This is a genomic window from Bifidobacterium sp. ESL1133 (assembly GCF_058107325.1).
In genome coordinates, this window is record NZ_JBYLUI010000001.1 from 205,747 (window position 1) to 222,968 (window position 17,222).

Here is a 17,222-nt window from a genome sequence, read left to right on the forward strand (position 1 = left end):
TCTGATGCTCTCATGCAACAGACACCGGCCAAATCCGTGCAGCGGAACAACCGCAGGGCTCGAGGTGCTACTCGGCCTTCTGTTCTGTGATCTTCTGTTCTGTGTCGTTCCGTTCCGCGGCCAGTGCCAAGTAGTCGGTCATGGTCGCAGGGTACTCAGGCCACGCTCCGGACTGAGTGCACACGAATGCGGAGGTGTTGACCGCGGCCTTGTGAGCCTCGCGAAGCGATGAACCGGTGAGCAGCTTGGCAGTGAAAGTGCCGGAGAAGGAATCGCCCGCGCCCACGGTGTCGGTGGCATCCACGCGAGGGGTGGAGAGTGTGGAGGTCTCTCCGTCGCGGGAGACGATGGTGCTGAACGTTGCGCCACCGGTCAGAATCACATATTCCAGCCCATAGGTGTCGATGAACCACTGGCATGCTTCCTCGTCAGTGGTGCCTTCGATGGTAAACATGTCCCGGAGCAGCAGCAATTCGGCATCGTTGATCTTGAAGACAGTTGATTCCTGCAGCAGCTCTTCGATGAGCTCTTTGGAGTAGTTGTTGCCGCGAATGTTGATGTCGAAGAACTTCATGGCACCCGGCTTGGTGCTGTGCAGCAGTTCGATGATGGTGTCATGCGATTCGGGGGAGCGCATGCCCAACGTGCCGTAGCACACTGCATCTGCCTGTTCCGCCAGGTCGATGATCTGTCGGGTGAGCGGGATGTGGTCCCAGGCCACACCCGAGATGATGGAGAACTCGGGGATGCCGTTTTCCAGCTCCACAGCCACAGTGCCGGTGGGCCATGCATTGCGAGCGATAACTCCCTTGATACCGGCCTTCTGAGTAGTTTCAAGCAGTTCATCGCCCAACGTGTCCTCGCCGACTGCGCTGATGGCATAGCCGTCACAGCCGTTCATCATGGCGTGATAGATGAAGTTGGTGGGGGCGCCGCCTGCACGCTTACCGCTGGGCAGCATGTCCCACAGCAGTTCTCCCATGGAAAGCACGATTGGCTTGCTCATTTCGATCCTTTCGGTTATGTGATGTTGCATCAGGTTAAAAATTTTTAATTGGTTACAGTTTACGGCAAGGTCTGAGCCTCAAAGGCTGACATACCGGGCGCAGCTCGTGCCGTAGCGCGTCGCTCCGGCGGTGTAAAACGAGAAGGTTGGTTGAGAAACTGTGTGATGGCGATCGCCGCCGCGCCGCTCACTGCGGCATCGGTGGGCAGAGCAGAAAGTTCGATGGACGTTCCTGCCCTCAGTTCGGGGATGACTCTATCCTTGACCACACGTTGAGCAGCCTGCAGCAGGGGCATTCCGGCGGCGGCAAGCATGTCTCCCACAATAATCCGGGACGGGTTGAATGCGTTGATGATGGTGACGCAGCCATAGCCCACGTAAGTGCCAATGGTGTGCACTAGCTCGACCGCATCTGCGCGACCTTCCTGTGCATCGGTGAACAGTCGTTCGCAGGCTTGCTGATGGGTCATCGACTCGATTCCGGGGCAGTAGCCGCGCTGGTTGAGGGTGCGATGCACTGCCACGGCCGAACAGTATTGCTCAAGGCAGCCTCGGTTGCCGCATTCACAGTGCCTTCCATCCACGTCAATGCTGATATGGCCGAGTTCGGTGGCAGTGCCCATGGCACCGTTAATGAGGTGACCGTTGTCGATAACCCCCAAGCCCACGCCTTCGCCCAGCAGGTAGTACGCCAAACTGGGGGAGCCGTGCTGTGAGAACAGCTGCTCGGCGAGCGCCCCTGCACGTGCGTCCTGCTCAATGAAGACGGGTACGGGGAAGCTATGGGTGAATTCTTCCACGAAGTTGACTTGTCGCCAACTGTCCATGGATGAGACCAATGCAGCTCGTCCCGCCTCTCGCAGGTAGGGGCCCGGCACGGCCATGCCGATGGCGATGATGCAATGGTCGTCGCGCAGCAGTGCGGCGATGGTGCGGTGCACGTCGTTCAGTGCCTGGCGCACGGTGTGGTTGCTGACGGTGGGCAGGTTGTTTAGTGAAATTTGAGTGCCGCGCAGGTCGAAGACTCCGATTTGCAGGAGGCTTCGGGCGAATTTGACGCCGATGACGTGGAATGCTTCGTGCCGCAAGCGCAGACCCACGGAGCGGCGGTTGCGTGAACCAGGTAGTGCTTGTGTTTCTTCGATGATGTTGTTTTCCAGCAATCGTGCTGTGATTTTGCTGATGGCGGCCGGTGTGAGGTTCAGCGCCCGGGCTATTTGTGCGCGAGAGGTGACGCCGTGCTGGTAGAGGTAGCGTAAGGTGTGCGAGCGGTTGGACTCGGAAAGTGAGGCTTGGGAGATGGTGTGCGTGGTGAACGGCATAGGTCTCCTTTGCTCTGTGTGTAGCATGGTCGGGTGAGCCTGCTGGGGCGGTAACCCTCACTATATGTTAACAGCGTTAATATTAGAAGTTTGCCATGACGTATAGCAAGGGCGTGTCGCGGATGCTTCTGCGTACATCGTATGCGGTTAGATAGGTCACATCAAAAATCAAGAAGGAAGTGTTAGTATGTCCGGAAATTCCCGGCTTCTTGAGGAAAATGCAGCGCTCGTAGCGCTGCTGAACGCGACTGACCGCAGAAAAGAGTCTTGGAGTGCAATTGCCGAAAAGATAACGCGGCAGGGTAGTGCCATCGAGGTGTTCAACCACGAGGCGGACCCTGCACATTTTGCCCTGAAAGATGAAGGTGAGGGGCAGTATGAGTCCGGTGTGCTATTTGGAGATGACGAGGTGCCGGTGAATGCCGAGCGTCGGCATCGTCTGGAAGAAGCTCGGGACGAGGCGAAGCAGTTGGTGGCCGAATGGGATCGACATGGCTTGGATTTTGTCTCTGTGCTTGATGAGCGCTACCCGCCACGGTTGCATCAAGTGGAAGACACTCCGCCATTTGTGTTCTGCCGTGGTCGATTCAATGAACGTGACCGACAGGATCTGGGCGTGTGCGTGCTCGGCTCTCAGAACGCCTCTCAGGATGCGCTTCTGTTTGCTCGAGCGGTTACCGGCATGCTGGTGGAGCGTGGCCTGACCGTCTTCGCCGGCCTGACGGTGGGTGTCGATGCGGAGGTTCATCGGCAGGCCATGGATTTGGGCGGCAGGGCAGTGGCGTTTCTCGGCACGGGCATCGATCGGTGCTATCCGCTGACTAATCGGCTGCTGCAGGAGCGGATAGGGCGAGAAGGGCAACTGCTTTCCCAGTTCTGGCCTGAGACCGGACCCAGTCGCCACACATTCCCTGCACGAAGTGCAACGATGTGCGGCTATGCGGTGGCCACGGTGATTGTGGAGGCAACCGAGCAGTCTGACGCTCGTATGCAGGCAAGATTGGCGCAACGGCAAGGCAAGCCGGTGCTGCTGCGCGATGAGGTGGCGCGTCATACGGTGTGGGGAGCTTCTATGGTCGGCCGCAAGGGTGTGTATGTCGTGTCGAGCGTGGCTGATGTGAGCCAGGTGCTCGACCAAGTGCTTGCCGGACTGCGGGCGCAGTGAGGACGGAACGACGGCGAAGCGAAGAATCGGTGCCGCCAATCGTGGCATGCCTGCTCACGCGCGTAAGGCGTGTGCTGAATAGTGTCCGCGATGATGAGCACGCCGACACGGCATGCCTGCTCACGCGCGTAAGGTGTGTGGGCCCTGAAGCAGCAACGGCTGGGACACAAGCATGCCCTCTTTCGCGCGTAAGGTGGGGTCTTGCGGGAAACTGCCAGCCGGACGCCAACTTCGTGCCATGCCTGTCTGCGAGTGTAAGCGTGCTGTACTTGTGGGGCGGAAAAGAACCGATTGGGCTTACTTGCCTGCGGGCGTAAGGTGTGCGTGACGATTGTGGTCATTGTGGTGCACGTTGCCACGCATACCGGCCTGTGGGTATAGGTGTCTGCGATCCGTAGGCATGCAGGCCTGCATGTACATCGTGTACACGTGCCGGCTTTTGGGCGTAAGGTGTGGTCTTGCGGGAAATTACCGTGTCGGAACCGACTCCGCGGCATACCTGGGGCAATAAAGAAGTGCAACACCTTGCGTAGCGTTGGGACTGTTCATTGAATCCGGTAGGTGGAACGCCGTGGCGGCGATGGTTTGCGGGTCGGTGGCGGATTGTTCGCTGAACCCAAGGAACTGGGGCCGTACATTGCTATATGATGGAACAGGGCGCAGTTAAAATCGGCGCGAAATACGACGGCATGACGGGAATACCATGGAACAGAGGCAATATCGCTGTGATAAGTGCGGGTGCACCACGTATGTGTCGGATCAGTTCCAGGCCACTGGTGGAGATTTCGCCAAGCTGTTTGATGTGCAGAACAAAAAGTTCATCACTGTCAGTTGCACTAGCTGTGGCTACACCGAGTTGTACTGCGGGCAGACGGACGCGGGTATGAATATGCTTGATTTCCTCGTCGGCAACTGATTGATGGCCGGAAATTGCGGCAATCTGAGTACTAACGCAACGGAACCGTCGCTGATTGAATATGAGCGACGGTTCCGTTGCGTTTGGTGCGGAGTATGCAGCAGAACCGTCACTTAGCCTAGATGAGCGTCGGTTTTGTCGCGTTGGTGCAGCATTTACAGCAGAACCGTCATTGAGTTTGTATCAGCGACGGTTCTGCCGCTAGATTTTGTCATGTAGGATGCTTTGTGCTTTGTGCTTTGTGCTTTGTGCTTTGTGCTTTGTGGCCGTTCGTAAATGAGTATCAGTCGTTTTGGTTGCGTTGAGCTGCGGAAGTGCAACGAAACCGTCGCTGAGACGATGTGAGCGTCGGTTCTGTTGCGTCCATTGTTGGTTTGGTTGTGATAGATGCGATGTAACCGTTGCGTAGTCGTCTGTAAACGAGTGTCGCCGTCAGGTTTAGTGTCGTTGTTGGCGCCATCGGTGTCGGTTCGGGTGCGTGAGGGTGCAGAGGTGCAACGAAACCGTCATTGGGGCACTGTGAGTGACGGTTTCGTTGTGTTGAATGGTGGTGGTGCAGCTGGACCGTCGCTGGGATATGGTGAGCGACGGTCCAGCTGCGTTTGATGTAAGGGTGCTGCGCGACAGGACCGTCGCTGAATCTGGATGAGCGTCGGTTTTGTTGCGTTTGGTGGTGGAAATGCAACGAAACCGTCGCTGAGGTGGTGTGAGCGTCGGTTTTGTTGCGTTTGGTGCGGGATATGCGACAGAACCGTCTCTTAGTCTGGATGAGCGTCGGTTTCGCTGCGTGGTTGCGTGGTTGCGTCGGTTGCGTCGACTGCAGTGAGGTTCCGATACTTACGACTCAACGTCGGAGCCTCACCGTCTACTACTTGGTCAGGTTCGGGTAATCCGGTACTCCCATGTAGTTGGGTTGCGCACCGTTTATACCGTTTCGTGCCGCCATGTTGGTGTTCGTGTACCACAATGGAATTACCGGAAGGTCGGTGAACAGTTGCTCCTGAGCTTGCCGGTAGTAGTCAAGGGCGGCGTTTGAGTCGGTTTGGCGTGCTGCCTGCGCAATAATCCCGTCAAATGCGCGGTTCTTGTAATCCCCGTTGTTCAACCCTTTGCCGTCAGCTCCTGACGAGTCGTAGGCCTGTACCAAGTAGCCTTCGGGGTGCGGGTAGTCTGACTGCATGCCTTGAATGAATGCCGCTGCGATGGTGCGATCGTGTATGGCTCCGGTCAACGACTTCTGCGTGGCGAAAATGTAGGGTTTGGCGTCAATGCCGAGCGTATTGTGCACCGAATTGACTATGGCATCCACCCATGGTTTGTTGGCGGTGTCGGCACTGTAGGCCAACTGGAACGTTCCTGTCCATGGAGATATGGCATCAGCTTGGCTCCACAGCTCCTTGGCTTGGTGTTCATCATATTTCAACACGTCAGCCCCGGGCAGATCCTTGCTGTAGCCGGAAATCGTAGGCGCTGTGAAGTCGGTGGCCGCAGTGGCGGTGCCGTGCAGCGTCTTAGTCACGATTTCGGTACGGTCGATGGCCTTGGAGATGGCGGCACGCCGCAACTGTCCCTCGCGCCCGGTGAAGTGCTGCAGGTTCTGTGCAATGGTGATGGACTTGAATCCTGGCCCTGGCGCGTTGATTGACTGCAATCCCGACTCGTGCATATACGTCTTGAGCGCAGAATTGGGAATGGTGTCGAGCACGTCCAGATTTCCCGATTCCAGGTCGGCGTAGGCACTGTCGAGATTGGTGTAGATTTTGTAGGTCAGCCCCTTGTTTTTAGGTTTTCTGGGGCCGTTGTACTTGGGGTTTGGCTTGAGTGTGATCTGCTGATCATGCTCCCAGCTGGTGAGCTCATAGGGGCCGTCGCCCACTGGATGCTCACCAAAGGCTTTGATGTCGCGATATGCCGACGAAGGCATGGGCAGGAATGCCACATCTCCTACTTTGTAAGGAAACGAGGAATCAGGCGAGGCAAGCCGCACCTGTAGCGTAGTGTCGTTCACCGCGGTGAGGCCGGAGAGTTGAGCGCCGGGGTCGCCGTTCTGATTTTGAAGCTGATCATAGCCGGCGATGTTGGAGAATATAGACGCACCCATCTGACCGTTGGCGGCATTGGCCGCAAATGACCAGGACTTGGCGAATGTGGATGCGGTGACGCGCTCGCCGTCGGAAAAGCGCAGATTTGGTCGTAGCGTGACGGTGTATTGGGAGGCGTCGGCGTTGGGAGTAATGGCTTTGGCGTCGGCATAAATGAGTTTGCCGCTATCGCTGAAGGTCACGAGCCCCTCGAAAATCTGTGTCACCACTTTCCATCCGGCGGTGTCATTCGTATTGCCTGGCACTAGTCCGGCCGCTGGTTCGGTCTCGTTGACCGTGATGATATTGGCTGCGTCGTCGTTTGTCTGGGCACTGTTCGAATTTCCGCATCCGGTGAGTATTGCGCACATGAGAGTCGCCGCCATCAGGGCGGTTCCAGATCGTTTTACCGTAGAAGATATGGTCATCGTATGCTCCTTCTCTATGTGTACCGCAATGTTGATGAGTACGAGGTGTGTGCCGGGGCTTGCGTGTCTGCCGGTTCGTAGCAGGCACGGATGGTGCCGCAGTCGTCCGGTAGCAAAGACAGAACCTGAATCAGTACTCCGTCTCAGCATAGCTGGTGTTCGCAAGGTCTTTGCGATTACGCTCACAGGGTGGCGGTCGGTCCCGTTTTATGCGAGGAACGTTGTTTTGAACCCGCAAACCTGGGCTTGGATGAGGGGAGACAAAGGGTGTACCGTCGTTTTCATTAGCCGGGTGTTGTCCTGCACATGTCGGATCCGACGGCATCAGGGAGGTTTGCGCCTGAGAGCGCAGGATGCCACAAACGACCGATGGGCTGAACCTCATCATCGAACCGGAGATTCGTGCCTGGGATACGCGGGGTGCAGCAGGTATGCACGAGCGTTGTACCCCGGATGTGTGGGTGTGGTATCGCGGTTGTCCGCTGAGTGATTAGAATAACGCAAGACGCGAAGCCCATAGGTTCGCGCCAAATGCTCAAATTTCAAGGAGAAAACAGATGAGCAGCATGTTCACGTGGAAATTGCACGGTGATGGCAAGACGTTGCGACCCGGTGAAGTGGTTGAACCCGATGAGAGAATGACGTGGGGACGCACCGCCGGCATTGGTGCCCAGCATGTGGTCGCAATGTTTGGAGCCACGTTCCTCGTCCCGATATTGACGGGCTTCGACCCATCGACGACATTGTTCTTCACGGCAATGTCGACGGCGCTGTTCCTGTTGATCAATCACAATGAGCTACCCAGTTATTTGGGTAGCTCTTTTGGTTTCATAGCCCCGATCATGGCCGTGGCGAGCGCAGGCAAGGGACTGGCCGCTGCGAGCTTCGGCATCATGTGCACGGGTTTGCTGCTGGCGGTTATCGGCCTGCTGGTGCATTTTGCCGGCGCAAAGTGGATTGACATCATCATGCCGCCGGTGGTCAACGGTGCCATTGTGGCCATCATCGGCTTCAACCTGGCTCCCTCGGTGTGGGACAACTTCAAAAAGGCTCCCGACACCGCCATCGTCACGCTCGCGGCGGTGCTGCTGATTGCGATGCTGTTCAAGGGTTTGCTCGGCCGTCTCAACATTCTGCTTGGCGTGCTTGTCGGTTACTTGTACGCCTGTGTGTGCGGGCAGGTGGACTTCAAAGCGGTGGCTGATGCCGCATGGATCGGCTTCCCGCACTTCCACGCCCCGCAGGCCGATTTCTCCGTGCTGCCCATGTTCATCCCTGTGGTCATGGTGCTTATCGCCGAGAACGTGGGACATGTCAAGTCCGTGGCGCAGATGACCGGCCGTGACTATGACGACAAGATCGGCACGGCTCTCTTCTCCGACGGTCTGGGCACTGCCATCGCCGGTGTCGGCGGCGGTTCGGGCACCACTACCTACGGCGAGAACATCGGTGTGATGGCGGCCACTCGTGTGTATTCCACGGCTGCCTACTGGTGCGCGGCAGGTTTTGCGCTCGTGCTGAGCCTTTGCCCCAAGTTCGGTGCCATCATCAACACCATTCCCGCCGGTGTGCTCGGTGGTGTCACCACGCTGCTGTACGGCATGATCGGCATGACCGGCGTTCGCATCTGGGTCGACAACCATGTCGACTTCGCCAACCCGCTCAACAACATGACTGCTGCGGTGACGATGATCATCGGCATCGCCGACTTCAGCTTCGCCATCTCCGGCGTTAAGTTCAACGGCATTGCCATCGGCACCGTTGTGGTGCTCGTGGTCTACCACGGTCTGAAGTTCATCGGTCGTCTCACTGGCGCATTGCAGGAAGATAAACCTGTAGAAGATGCGGCAGGCGTTGCGGTTGGCGGGCAACCGGCTGCGGCAGGTGCGCAGCATGATGCTGCGGCGGAGTCGCTCGGCGACAATGCCGGTTCAAGCCATTGATCGTATCCTAGTCGTCGCTTCGCGGTGCGATGAATGGCGCCGCTCAAAGGCAACGCAATGAACAGGTAAGGCCCGTCTGTATATCAGGCGGGCCTTACCTGTATGCATATGGGTGGATTCATAGGCATATTCTCTTCTGCCATCTCGTATGCCATATTGCCGGTTGGCGTGTACATGCTCCCGGCGATGCCTACCGCTACGATTGACCCATGTCTATATATGACCTTTTCGGCAGTGCAATGAACGGCGATTTCCCTTACGGGCCGTCCGGCAGAAGCTCACGCCCTTCGTGGGGGCGCGGGGAAAGCGAGGAGGATGACGATCCCACCATCCTCAACGTGGAGACGGATGGTGACGAGGCAGGGAAGTCCCGTTCGCGCAGGTCTTCAGGGTCGTCCTTGCCGCCGTTCGTGCCCCGGCTTTCGAATGGTTCGTCCGGCTTTGGGCGCGGGTCTGGTCTGGCATGGAAGGTGCTGTTTGTTGTCGCCATTGTCTTGGTGGTTCTGTTGGCGCTGTTGTTCGGTCTCGATCGTTTCATCACAGACCTGATGTGGTATGACCAACTTGGTTTCCAGAGTGTAGTGTGGAAGCAGCTATGGACCAAGGTCGGTCTGTGGGTGGCTTATGCGTTGGTGTTGGCTGTGGTGAGTTACATTTCCGCCACTCTCGCCATACGTGCCAGGCCGGCCGGTGCAGACGGCTCCACCATTCGTATCAACGGTGATGTGGTCGAGGTCGGCACGTCGTTCAGTTCCAAGTCGGCGCGCCGTGTGGCTGTGGTCGTATCGCTTATCGTCGGGGTGCTCTTCGGATCTCAATTCAATGCCAACTGGTCCGAGGTGCTGCTCATGTTCAATGCGCAGTCCTTCGGTGTCAAGGATCCGCAATTCGGCATCGACAACGGATTCTATGTGTTCATATTGCCAGGTCTCAAGCTTATGCTTTCGGCGCTCACCGTCATGCTGGTCGTTGGCCTTATCTTCTCCGCGGTCACGCATTTTGCCATGGGGGGCATCCGCATCACGATGCCGGTGAACGGGCGCGGCATCCTGACCGTCACCAAACGCGCCAGAAGGCAGATCGGTGTATGGATCATATTGAACATGCTGCTCTGGGCGGTCAGTCAGGTAGCGTCGGTGTTCTCCAACTTGACTGCAGACAGCACCCGATTCACCGGAGCTGATTACACCACTGTCCATGCCACTATCCCGGTGTCTTTCGTTATGGCTGCGCTTACGGCTTTGCTCGGTGTGGTGCTTGGTGTTTGGCTGATGCGCACTCACGCGTTCGACGGGTCATCCTCGACCGCGGTCAGTGCCGCTGAGGCCCTGCGTGCATGGAAAACACCGGTCATTGCGGTTGCTGCGGTTCTGGTGGTCGCTGTGGTGCTTGGTACCGTATGGCCCATGCTGCTGCAGCGCTTCAAGGTCAGCCCGAACGAGCAGGAGATGGAGTCTGACTACATCTCACGCAACATCAGCGCGACCCGTCAGGCGTACGGTCTGGACGGTTTGAAGACCGAACAGTACGATGCCACTACCGAAGGCAAATCCGGCGCTCTGGCATCGGATCCGGAGACCACCGCGCAGATTCGATTGCTTGACCCGCAAGTGGTATCGCCCACCTTCAAGCAGATGCAACAGTCCAAGCAGTATTACACGTTCGCCGACACGTTGGCGGTTGACAAGTACGACATCGACGGCAAGAGCCAAGACACCATGATCGCCGCGCGCGAGCTGGATCTTAACGGCAACGACAACCGCAACTGGGTGAATGACCACACGGTCTTCACACACGGTTACGGTGTGGTGGCCGCATACGGCAACAAAGTGACCAGCGACGGCTACCCTGAGTTCTTCGAATCGGGGATTCCCACGCAAGGCAAGCTTACCGAGTCCGAACGCTACGAGCCGCGCATCTACTTCTCGCCCAACGCTCCCGACTATTCCATCGTCGGTTCGCCCAAAGGCACGAAGTCTTGGGAGTTTGACTATCCCAAGGGTTCCACCGGCGCCTCCAATACTTTTGATGGCAATGGCGGGCCGAAGATAGGCAATGCCTTCACCCGTCTGCTCTATGCGTTGCGGTTCGGTTCCGACAAGATTTTCTTCTCCGACCGAGTCACTTCAGATTCGCAGATTCTCTATGACCGCAGCCCGCGTGAGCGTGTGGCCAAGGTGGCTCCCTATCTGACGCTCGACGGGCGTGTATACCCGGCGGTAGTGGATGGGCGTGTCAAGTGGATCGTCGATGGATATACCACATCAGATGCGTATCCATACTCGCAGAACACTGATTTGGGAAGAGCCACGCAGGACTCCACCACAACTACCTCCTCTACCGTCAAGGGACTGATGAGCCAGCCAGCGAATTACATTCGCAACTCGGTGAAGGCTACGGTTGATGCCTACGACGGCTCGGTCGACCTTTACGTGTGGGATAAAAGCGATCCGGTCATCAAGGCCTGGCAGCAGATATTCCCTGGTCAATACCACCAGATTTCCGATATTTCCGGCGATTTGATGAGTCATTTGCGCTATCCGGAAGGCTTGTTCAAGGTACAGCGCCAGCTGTTGTCCAAGTACCACGTCACCAGCGCCGGCCAGTTCTTCTCCGGCGAGGACTTCTGGCAGACTCCGACCGACCCGACCGAGTCGCAGTCAGGGCGAAGTTCCAACGTGCTGCAACCTCCGTACTATCTCACCCTGAAAACGGGAGGTTCCAACGAGCCGCTGTTCTCACTGACCTCAACATATGTGCCTGCAGGCACATCCACCAGGGAGATTCTTACCGGATTCCTTTCCGTCGATTCGGATGCCGGCAATGAGAAAGGGCATATCGGCTCGAATTACGGCACGATTCGACTACAGGAATTGCCGAAGGACTCCAATGTTCCAGGCCCCGGACAGGCGCAAAACAACTTCAATGCCAACGCTGAAGTCTCCAAGCAGCTCAATCTGCTCGAATCCGGATCTACCAAGCTCAGACGAGGCAACCTGCTTACCTTGCCGCTTGGTGGAGGGTTGGTATACGTCCAACCGGTGTATGTGCAGTCCGCCGGCAGCACGAGTTTCCCCTTGCTGAAAAAGGTGTTGGTCGCCTTTGGCGATCAGGTCGGTTTTGCAGACACGCTTAACGACGCCCTCAATCAGGTCTTTGGCGGTAACTCCGGTGCCTCGGCAGGAGATGCGGAGAATGCCGATGACGGAGCCGGAACGGCTGATAGCGCGGGAACGGGCAGCTCGCAATCCGGTTCGGGTACCCCTGCTGACGGTGGCAAAGGCACGGGTCAGTCACCTGATAAGCAAGGCGGTAAGCCCTCCAACTCAGCAAGCCCTGAACTCAAAGCCGCACTCAACCGCGCCGGTCAGGCCATGAAGGACTCTGATGCGGCCATGAAGTCCGGCGATTGGGCGGCGTATGGTAAGGCTCAACAGGATTTGAACAATGCGTTGAACCAAGCCATTGAGCTGGAAAACAAACAGTAGTCGAAGCGTATTCGGGAGTAGGGGGAGAAGATGGGAATCATCCGGCCCTATGGGGAAGATGACTTGCAGGCGATCACCGACATCTACAATGAGTCGGTGATCGCCGGTGGGGTTACCGCCGACTTGGTGCCGCGTACTCTCGAACAGCGCGCGGCTTGGGTAGACGAACACACACCACGTGAGGTATATCCCGTGGTGGTGGCTACCGACGGAGCGGGCACCGTGGTCGGTTTCGGCTCGTTGTCGAGATTCCATCAGCGTCAAGGTTTCGACGGTGTGGTGGAAGTCAGTTATTATGTTGCTTCCCAAGAGTGCCGGCATGGCTATGGTTCCGCGCTGCTTGAACATCTGCTCGCGCAGGCGGAAAGCATCGGCCATCGGCTTGTTGTTGCGCTGCTGTTCGACGAGAACAAAGGGTCTGCCGCGTTGGTGCAGCGGTACGGATTCACTCGTTTTGGATTGCTTCCTCGAGCGTCGCGCAACAGTGAGACCTACTCCGATCTGGCCTACTGGTATCGGCCCGTTGAAGGTCATCGCTCCTGAACGGTGACGTGCGCTTGGCTGAAACGTTATCGTCGCGTCGCCAATTTCCAGTAGGATGAGGCGGTGGTTGGCTCTCACAGCGCGGCACGCTCGACTGTGCAGTGCTTGGCAGACCGGCATATCGTGCCGGTCACTTGGCGTGTGGGCTTTGGATGACAAAGGATGGGCAGAGCGCGGATGGCATCTGATTTTTGGCTGGTGGCGGGGCTGGGAAACCCTGGTAAGAAATATGAAGGCACCCGTCACAATATGGGTTTCATGGTGGCAGATGAGTTGGCACAGCGTTGGTCGGTCTCGCTCAGTGGGCATAAAGGCCTGGCGGATCTCGGAAAAGGCGTGATGCGTCTGGACGGTAAGATGGTCAAGTTCTTCCTGGCCAAACCACTCACGTTTATGAACGACTCGGGTGCCGCTGTATCGTCCATCTGTTCCTATTACGGTATTGAGCCGGCACACGTGGTCGTCGTGCACGACGATATGGACTTGGACTTCGGCCGCATCAAAGTAAAGTCGGGCGGCTCGGCCGGTGGGCACAACGGTATCCGTTCCATCGACAGGTCTCTGGGGACCAACCAGTATGCGCGTGTGCGCATGGGGGTCGGTCATGCCGAACGTGGTGCCAGAGCGCACGAGAATACCATTGACTGGGTGCTTGGCGGGTTCGCGGCGTCTCAGCGCAAAGAGTTGCCGGAGTTTCTTGCCGATGGGGCGGATGCTGTCGAGACCGTTATGGTCACCGGGCTGAATGCGGCACAGGAGCGGTTCAATGGCCGATGAGGTGAATGCATCGGGCACATTGGTTCCGCTGCTGGAACGCTTGCAGCGTGATGAGTCCTTCAGTCAGCTGGTCGAAGGTAAGGTGGACGGTCCCGTGGGTGCTGCCGATGCCGCGATTACGGTAGGTGCCCCCACTGGTATCCGTCCGGCATTGGCGGCTGCGGCGGCCAGACGGGCACCGGTGGTCATGGTGGTTTCCTCTTCGCGCGAGGCCGAGGAAAGTGTCAAAGCGATTCGTGCCTGGTATGAGGGCGACCCGCAGGAAGTGTGCCAGCTTGAAGCATGGGAAACGCTTCCGCACGAACGCCTTTCACCGCGCTCCGATACCGTGGCAAGCCGTATGGCAGTGTTCCGTAGGCTGAGTCACCCCCAAACAGGGAATCCGGTGTTCGGTCCCATACGCATTCTCGTGATGCCGGTGCGTTCACTCATCCAGCCTGTGGTGGCAGGTCTGGGTGAGGTGGAGCCGTTGGTATTTGAGCGCGGGCACGAGATAGAGCTGGATACGGCAGCCGTACGACTGGTGGAGAACGCCTATACGCGGGTGGAATTGGTGGTCAATCGCGGCGAGTTCGCGGTGCGCGGCGGCATTCTCGACGTGTTCCCTCCCACGCTCCCGCATCCTGTTCGTATCGAGTTCTTTGGCGACGAGATCGACACCATGCACGAGTTCCACGCCTCAGATCAGCGCACGTATGGTGACGACATCGATATGGTATGGGCCACGCCCTGCCGTGAACTGCAGCTCACTGATGCCGTGCGTGCGCGAGCCAAGGCGCTTATCGGAGAGATTCCCAATGCCGACGATATGCTCGCTTCCATTGCCGATGCCATTCCGGTGGAAGGCATGGAGTCGCTGATTCCCGCACTGGTGACGGATATGGAACCGGTGTCCGGCATGCTGCCCAAAGGCGCGGTGCTCATGCTGTCCGATCCGGAAAAACTGCGCCGAGCTGCTGACGACCTGGTCAAGACGGCGAACGAATTCCTCGCAGCCAGTTGGCATGTGGCGGCCAGCGGACACGGTGCAGGCGCCCCGATTAGCTTCGAGCAGGCCAGTTTCATGGACTTCGGTGAAAGTGTTGCCCAGCTTGAATATGCGAACCATGATGTATGGAAGGTTACCGGTTTCGGTGTAGACGCTTCCGTCGCCGGCCATATCAGTCTGGATGCTCAGGCCGCGGCGGAATACCGGGGTGATGAGCACAAGGCCGCCTCCGGCATCGAAGGATTGGTAAGTGCCGGGATCGATGTCACGCTGACCGCTGGTTCGGCCACTACGCTGGCACGGCTGCAGCGGGCGGTGGAAGGCGTCGGCGTTACGAAATTCCACACGGCGCAGGCCGAGATGATTGACGGTTTTGTGGATGTCGCGGCCAAAGTGGCTGTGCTCACTGAACGTGATCTGACTGGAAAAACCAGTGTTGCCGCACGCACCAAGACACGTGGCAGGCGTCGTAAACCGCTTGACCTGATGGAGTTGAAAACCGGCGATTTCGTGGTGCATGAGCAGCATGGTGTCGGTCGTTTCGTCGAGATGCGGCAGCGTACCACGGGTGTGGGGGCCAACAAGGCCACGCGCGAATATCTGGTCATCGAGTATGCTCCCAGCAAACGCGGCGCACCGGCCGACCGGCTGTTCATTCCCACCGACCAGCTTGAACTGGTGTCGAAGTATATTGGTTCCGATGCGCCCAAGCTCAACAAGCTCGGCGGCTCGGACTGGGCGCAGACCAAGGCCAAGGCGCGCAAGCACGTACATGAGATCGCAGATGACCTGGTCAAACTCTACTCGTCTCGTCAGGCGGCGCGCGGCTATGCGTTCGGACCTGACACCCCATGGCAGAAGGAACTGGAAGATTCGTTCCCGTTCCAAGAGACGACCGATCAGCTCACCACCATCGCCGAGGTGAAAGCGGACATGGAACGACCGGTGCCCATGGATCGTCTCATCTGCGGTGATGTGGGCTTCGGAAAGACCGAAATCGCGGTGCGTGCCGCCTTCAAGGCCGTGCAGGACGGCAAGCAGGTGGCGGTGCTGGCGCCCACAACGCTGCTGGTGCAGCAGCATTACGAGACGTTTACCGAGCGCTACGATGGCTTCCCGGTTGAGGTGGCTGCCATGAGCCGCTTCCAAACCACCAAGGAGATCAACGAGACGCTCGAAGGTTTGGAATCCGGCAGGGTGGACGTGGTCATCGGCACCCATAAGCTGCTCAACCCCAAAATCAAGTTCAAGGACTTGGGGCTGCTCATCATTGATGAGGAGCAGCGTTTCGGTGTGGAGCACAAGGAGACGCTCAAGGCGCTGCGCACCAACATCGACGTGCTCTCCCTGTCCGCCACCCCCATCCCGCGCACGTTGGAGATGGCGGTGACGGGCATTCGTGAGATGTCTACTCTCGCCACTCCTCCCGAGGATCGCCTGCCGGTGCTCACATACGTGGGAGCGCAGGAGGATCAGCAGGTCACTGCGGCTGTGCGACGCGAATTACTGCGTGGGGGACAGGTGTTCTACGTGCACAACCGGGTCAACGACATCGACAAGGTTTCGTCCAAGATTCACGAACTTGTACCGGAAGCGCGCATTGGCGTGGCTCATGGCAAGATGCGTGAGAAACAACTCGATGAGATCATTCAGAGCTTCTGGCATCGCGATATTGACGTGCTGGTGTGCACGACCATCATCGAGACGGGGCTTGATATCTCGAATGCGAACACGCTCATCGTCGACCAGGCCGACCGCTTCGGTCTCTCCCAGCTGCATCAGTTGCGAGGTCGCGTAGGGCGCGGGCGGGAGCGTGCTTACGCCTACTTCCTCTATGATCCCACCAAGCCGATGACCCAGCAGTCGCACGACCGCCTGGCCACCATCGCGCAGAACACGGCGCTGGGCTCAGGCTACGACGTGGCCATGAAGGATCTGGAATTGCGCGGCACCGGCAACCTACTGGGTGGCGAGCAGAGCGGCCACATCGAGGGCGTGGGCTTTGACCTCTACGTGCGCATGGTCTCCGACGCTGTGGAACAGGTCAAGGAGCCGGAACGAACCGAACCGGTCGCCGTCACCATAGACCTGCCCATCGAAGCGTCCATCCCGGTGGATTACATCGATTCCGACAAGCTGCGCCTCGAGGCCTACCGCAAACTTGCCGCAGCACATACCGAAGAGGACCTGGACGATTTGTGCGACGAGCTGACGGATCGCTATGGCGCCATGCCTAAGGAATTCGACGCACTCTTTGAGGTCACTCGTCTGCGTGAGGCCGCGCGCAAGCTGGGTATCACCGAGATTATCGGACAAGGCTCGCGCGTGCGCATCTCCAAGTTCGACCCGCCGGAATCGTTGCGTATGAGGTTGAACCGCATCTACCACGGTATGCAGTACCGGCCGGTCACCCACACGGTGCTGCTGCCGGCGCCATTCAACGGATCGCTGGGCTCCGGGCCGATGAGCAGCGACGAAGTGCTGGAGTGGGCGTCGCAGTTGCTCAAGGATTTGGCTTGGACGGGTGCGGCGCGCTGACTGGGATGCCGGCAGAGCCATAGCAAT

The 17,222-nt window shown here is 58.1% G+C and carries 9 protein-coding genes and 1 pseudogene; 7 read left to right on the plus strand and 3 right to left on the minus strand.

Going from position 1 to position 17,222, the window contains the following annotated elements:
* Positions 1-67: 67 nt before the first annotated feature.
* Together AC3B5A_RS00815 and AC3B5A_RS00820 are read right to left on the minus strand one after the other, a co-directional pair.
* The gene (locus tag AC3B5A_RS00815; protein WP_489798073.1) at positions 68-1,006 is read right to left on the minus strand and encodes a carbohydrate kinase family protein; all 939 of its coding nucleotides are present in this window, start codon (positions 1,004-1,006) and stop codon (positions 68-70) included.
* 59 nt (positions 1,007-1,065) lie between these two features.
* Positions 1,066-2,328 (minus strand): ROK family transcriptional regulator, encoded by a 1,263-nt coding sequence (locus AC3B5A_RS00820; RefSeq protein ID WP_489798075.1) that lies wholly within the window; start codon positions 2,326-2,328, stop codon positions 1,066-1,068.
* 187 nt (positions 2,329-2,515) lie between these two features.
* Between AC3B5A_RS00820 and AC3B5A_RS00825 the strand changes: the two genes are divergently transcribed.
* Both AC3B5A_RS00825 and AC3B5A_RS00830 read left to right on the plus strand, forming a co-directional pair.
* Positions 2,516-3,493, plus strand: a complete 978-nt coding sequence (locus AC3B5A_RS00825; RefSeq protein WP_489798077.1) for a DNA-processing protein DprA — start codon at positions 2,516-2,518, stop codon at positions 3,491-3,493.
* Positions 3,494-4,196: 703 nt separating this feature from the next.
* On the plus strand, positions 4,197-4,409 hold the full coding sequence (locus AC3B5A_RS00830) for a zinc ribbon domain-containing protein (RefSeq protein ID WP_489798078.1): 213 nt from the start codon (positions 4,197-4,199) through the stop codon (positions 4,407-4,409).
* An 868-nt stretch (positions 4,410-5,277) separates the two neighbouring features.
* Here the strand turns inward: AC3B5A_RS00830 and AC3B5A_RS00835 are convergent.
* A complete protein-coding gene (locus AC3B5A_RS00835) occupies positions 5,278-6,918 on the minus strand; it encodes a peptide ABC transporter substrate-binding protein (protein ID WP_489798080.1) in 1,641 nt (546 codons plus the stop codon).
* A gap of 557 nt (positions 6,919-7,475) precedes the next feature.
* On the opposite strand from AC3B5A_RS00835, the pseudogene AC3B5A_RS00840 reads away from it, so the two are divergent.
* The 5 genes and pseudogenes from AC3B5A_RS00840 to mfd all read left to right on the plus strand — a co-directional run.
* Positions 7,476-8,753 (plus strand): annotated as a pseudogene (locus AC3B5A_RS00840) (uracil-xanthine permease family protein); the annotation flags it as partial.
* A 347-nt stretch (positions 8,754-9,100) separates the two neighbouring features.
* The gene (locus tag AC3B5A_RS00845) at positions 9,101-12,349 is read left to right on the plus strand and encodes a UPF0182 family membrane protein (RefSeq protein ID WP_489798483.1); all 3,249 of its coding nucleotides are present in this window, start codon (positions 9,101-9,103) and stop codon (positions 12,347-12,349) included.
* Between the two features lie 30 nt (positions 12,350-12,379).
* On the plus strand, positions 12,380-12,892 hold the full coding sequence (locus tag AC3B5A_RS00850; protein ID WP_489798082.1) for a GNAT family N-acetyltransferase: 513 nt from the start codon (positions 12,380-12,382) through the stop codon (positions 12,890-12,892).
* Between the two features lie 177 nt (positions 12,893-13,069).
* Entirely contained in the window at positions 13,070-13,669 is a 600-nt protein-coding gene (pth, locus tag AC3B5A_RS00855) for an aminoacyl-tRNA hydrolase (protein WP_489798083.1), read from the plus strand.
* A complete protein-coding gene (gene mfd / locus AC3B5A_RS00860; RefSeq protein WP_489798084.1) occupies positions 13,659-17,195 on the plus strand; it encodes a transcription-repair coupling factor in 3,537 nt (1,178 codons plus the stop codon). The genes pth and mfd overlap by 11 nt, the downstream gene beginning before the upstream one ends.
* The last annotated feature ends 27 nt before the right edge of the window (positions 17,196-17,222 follow it).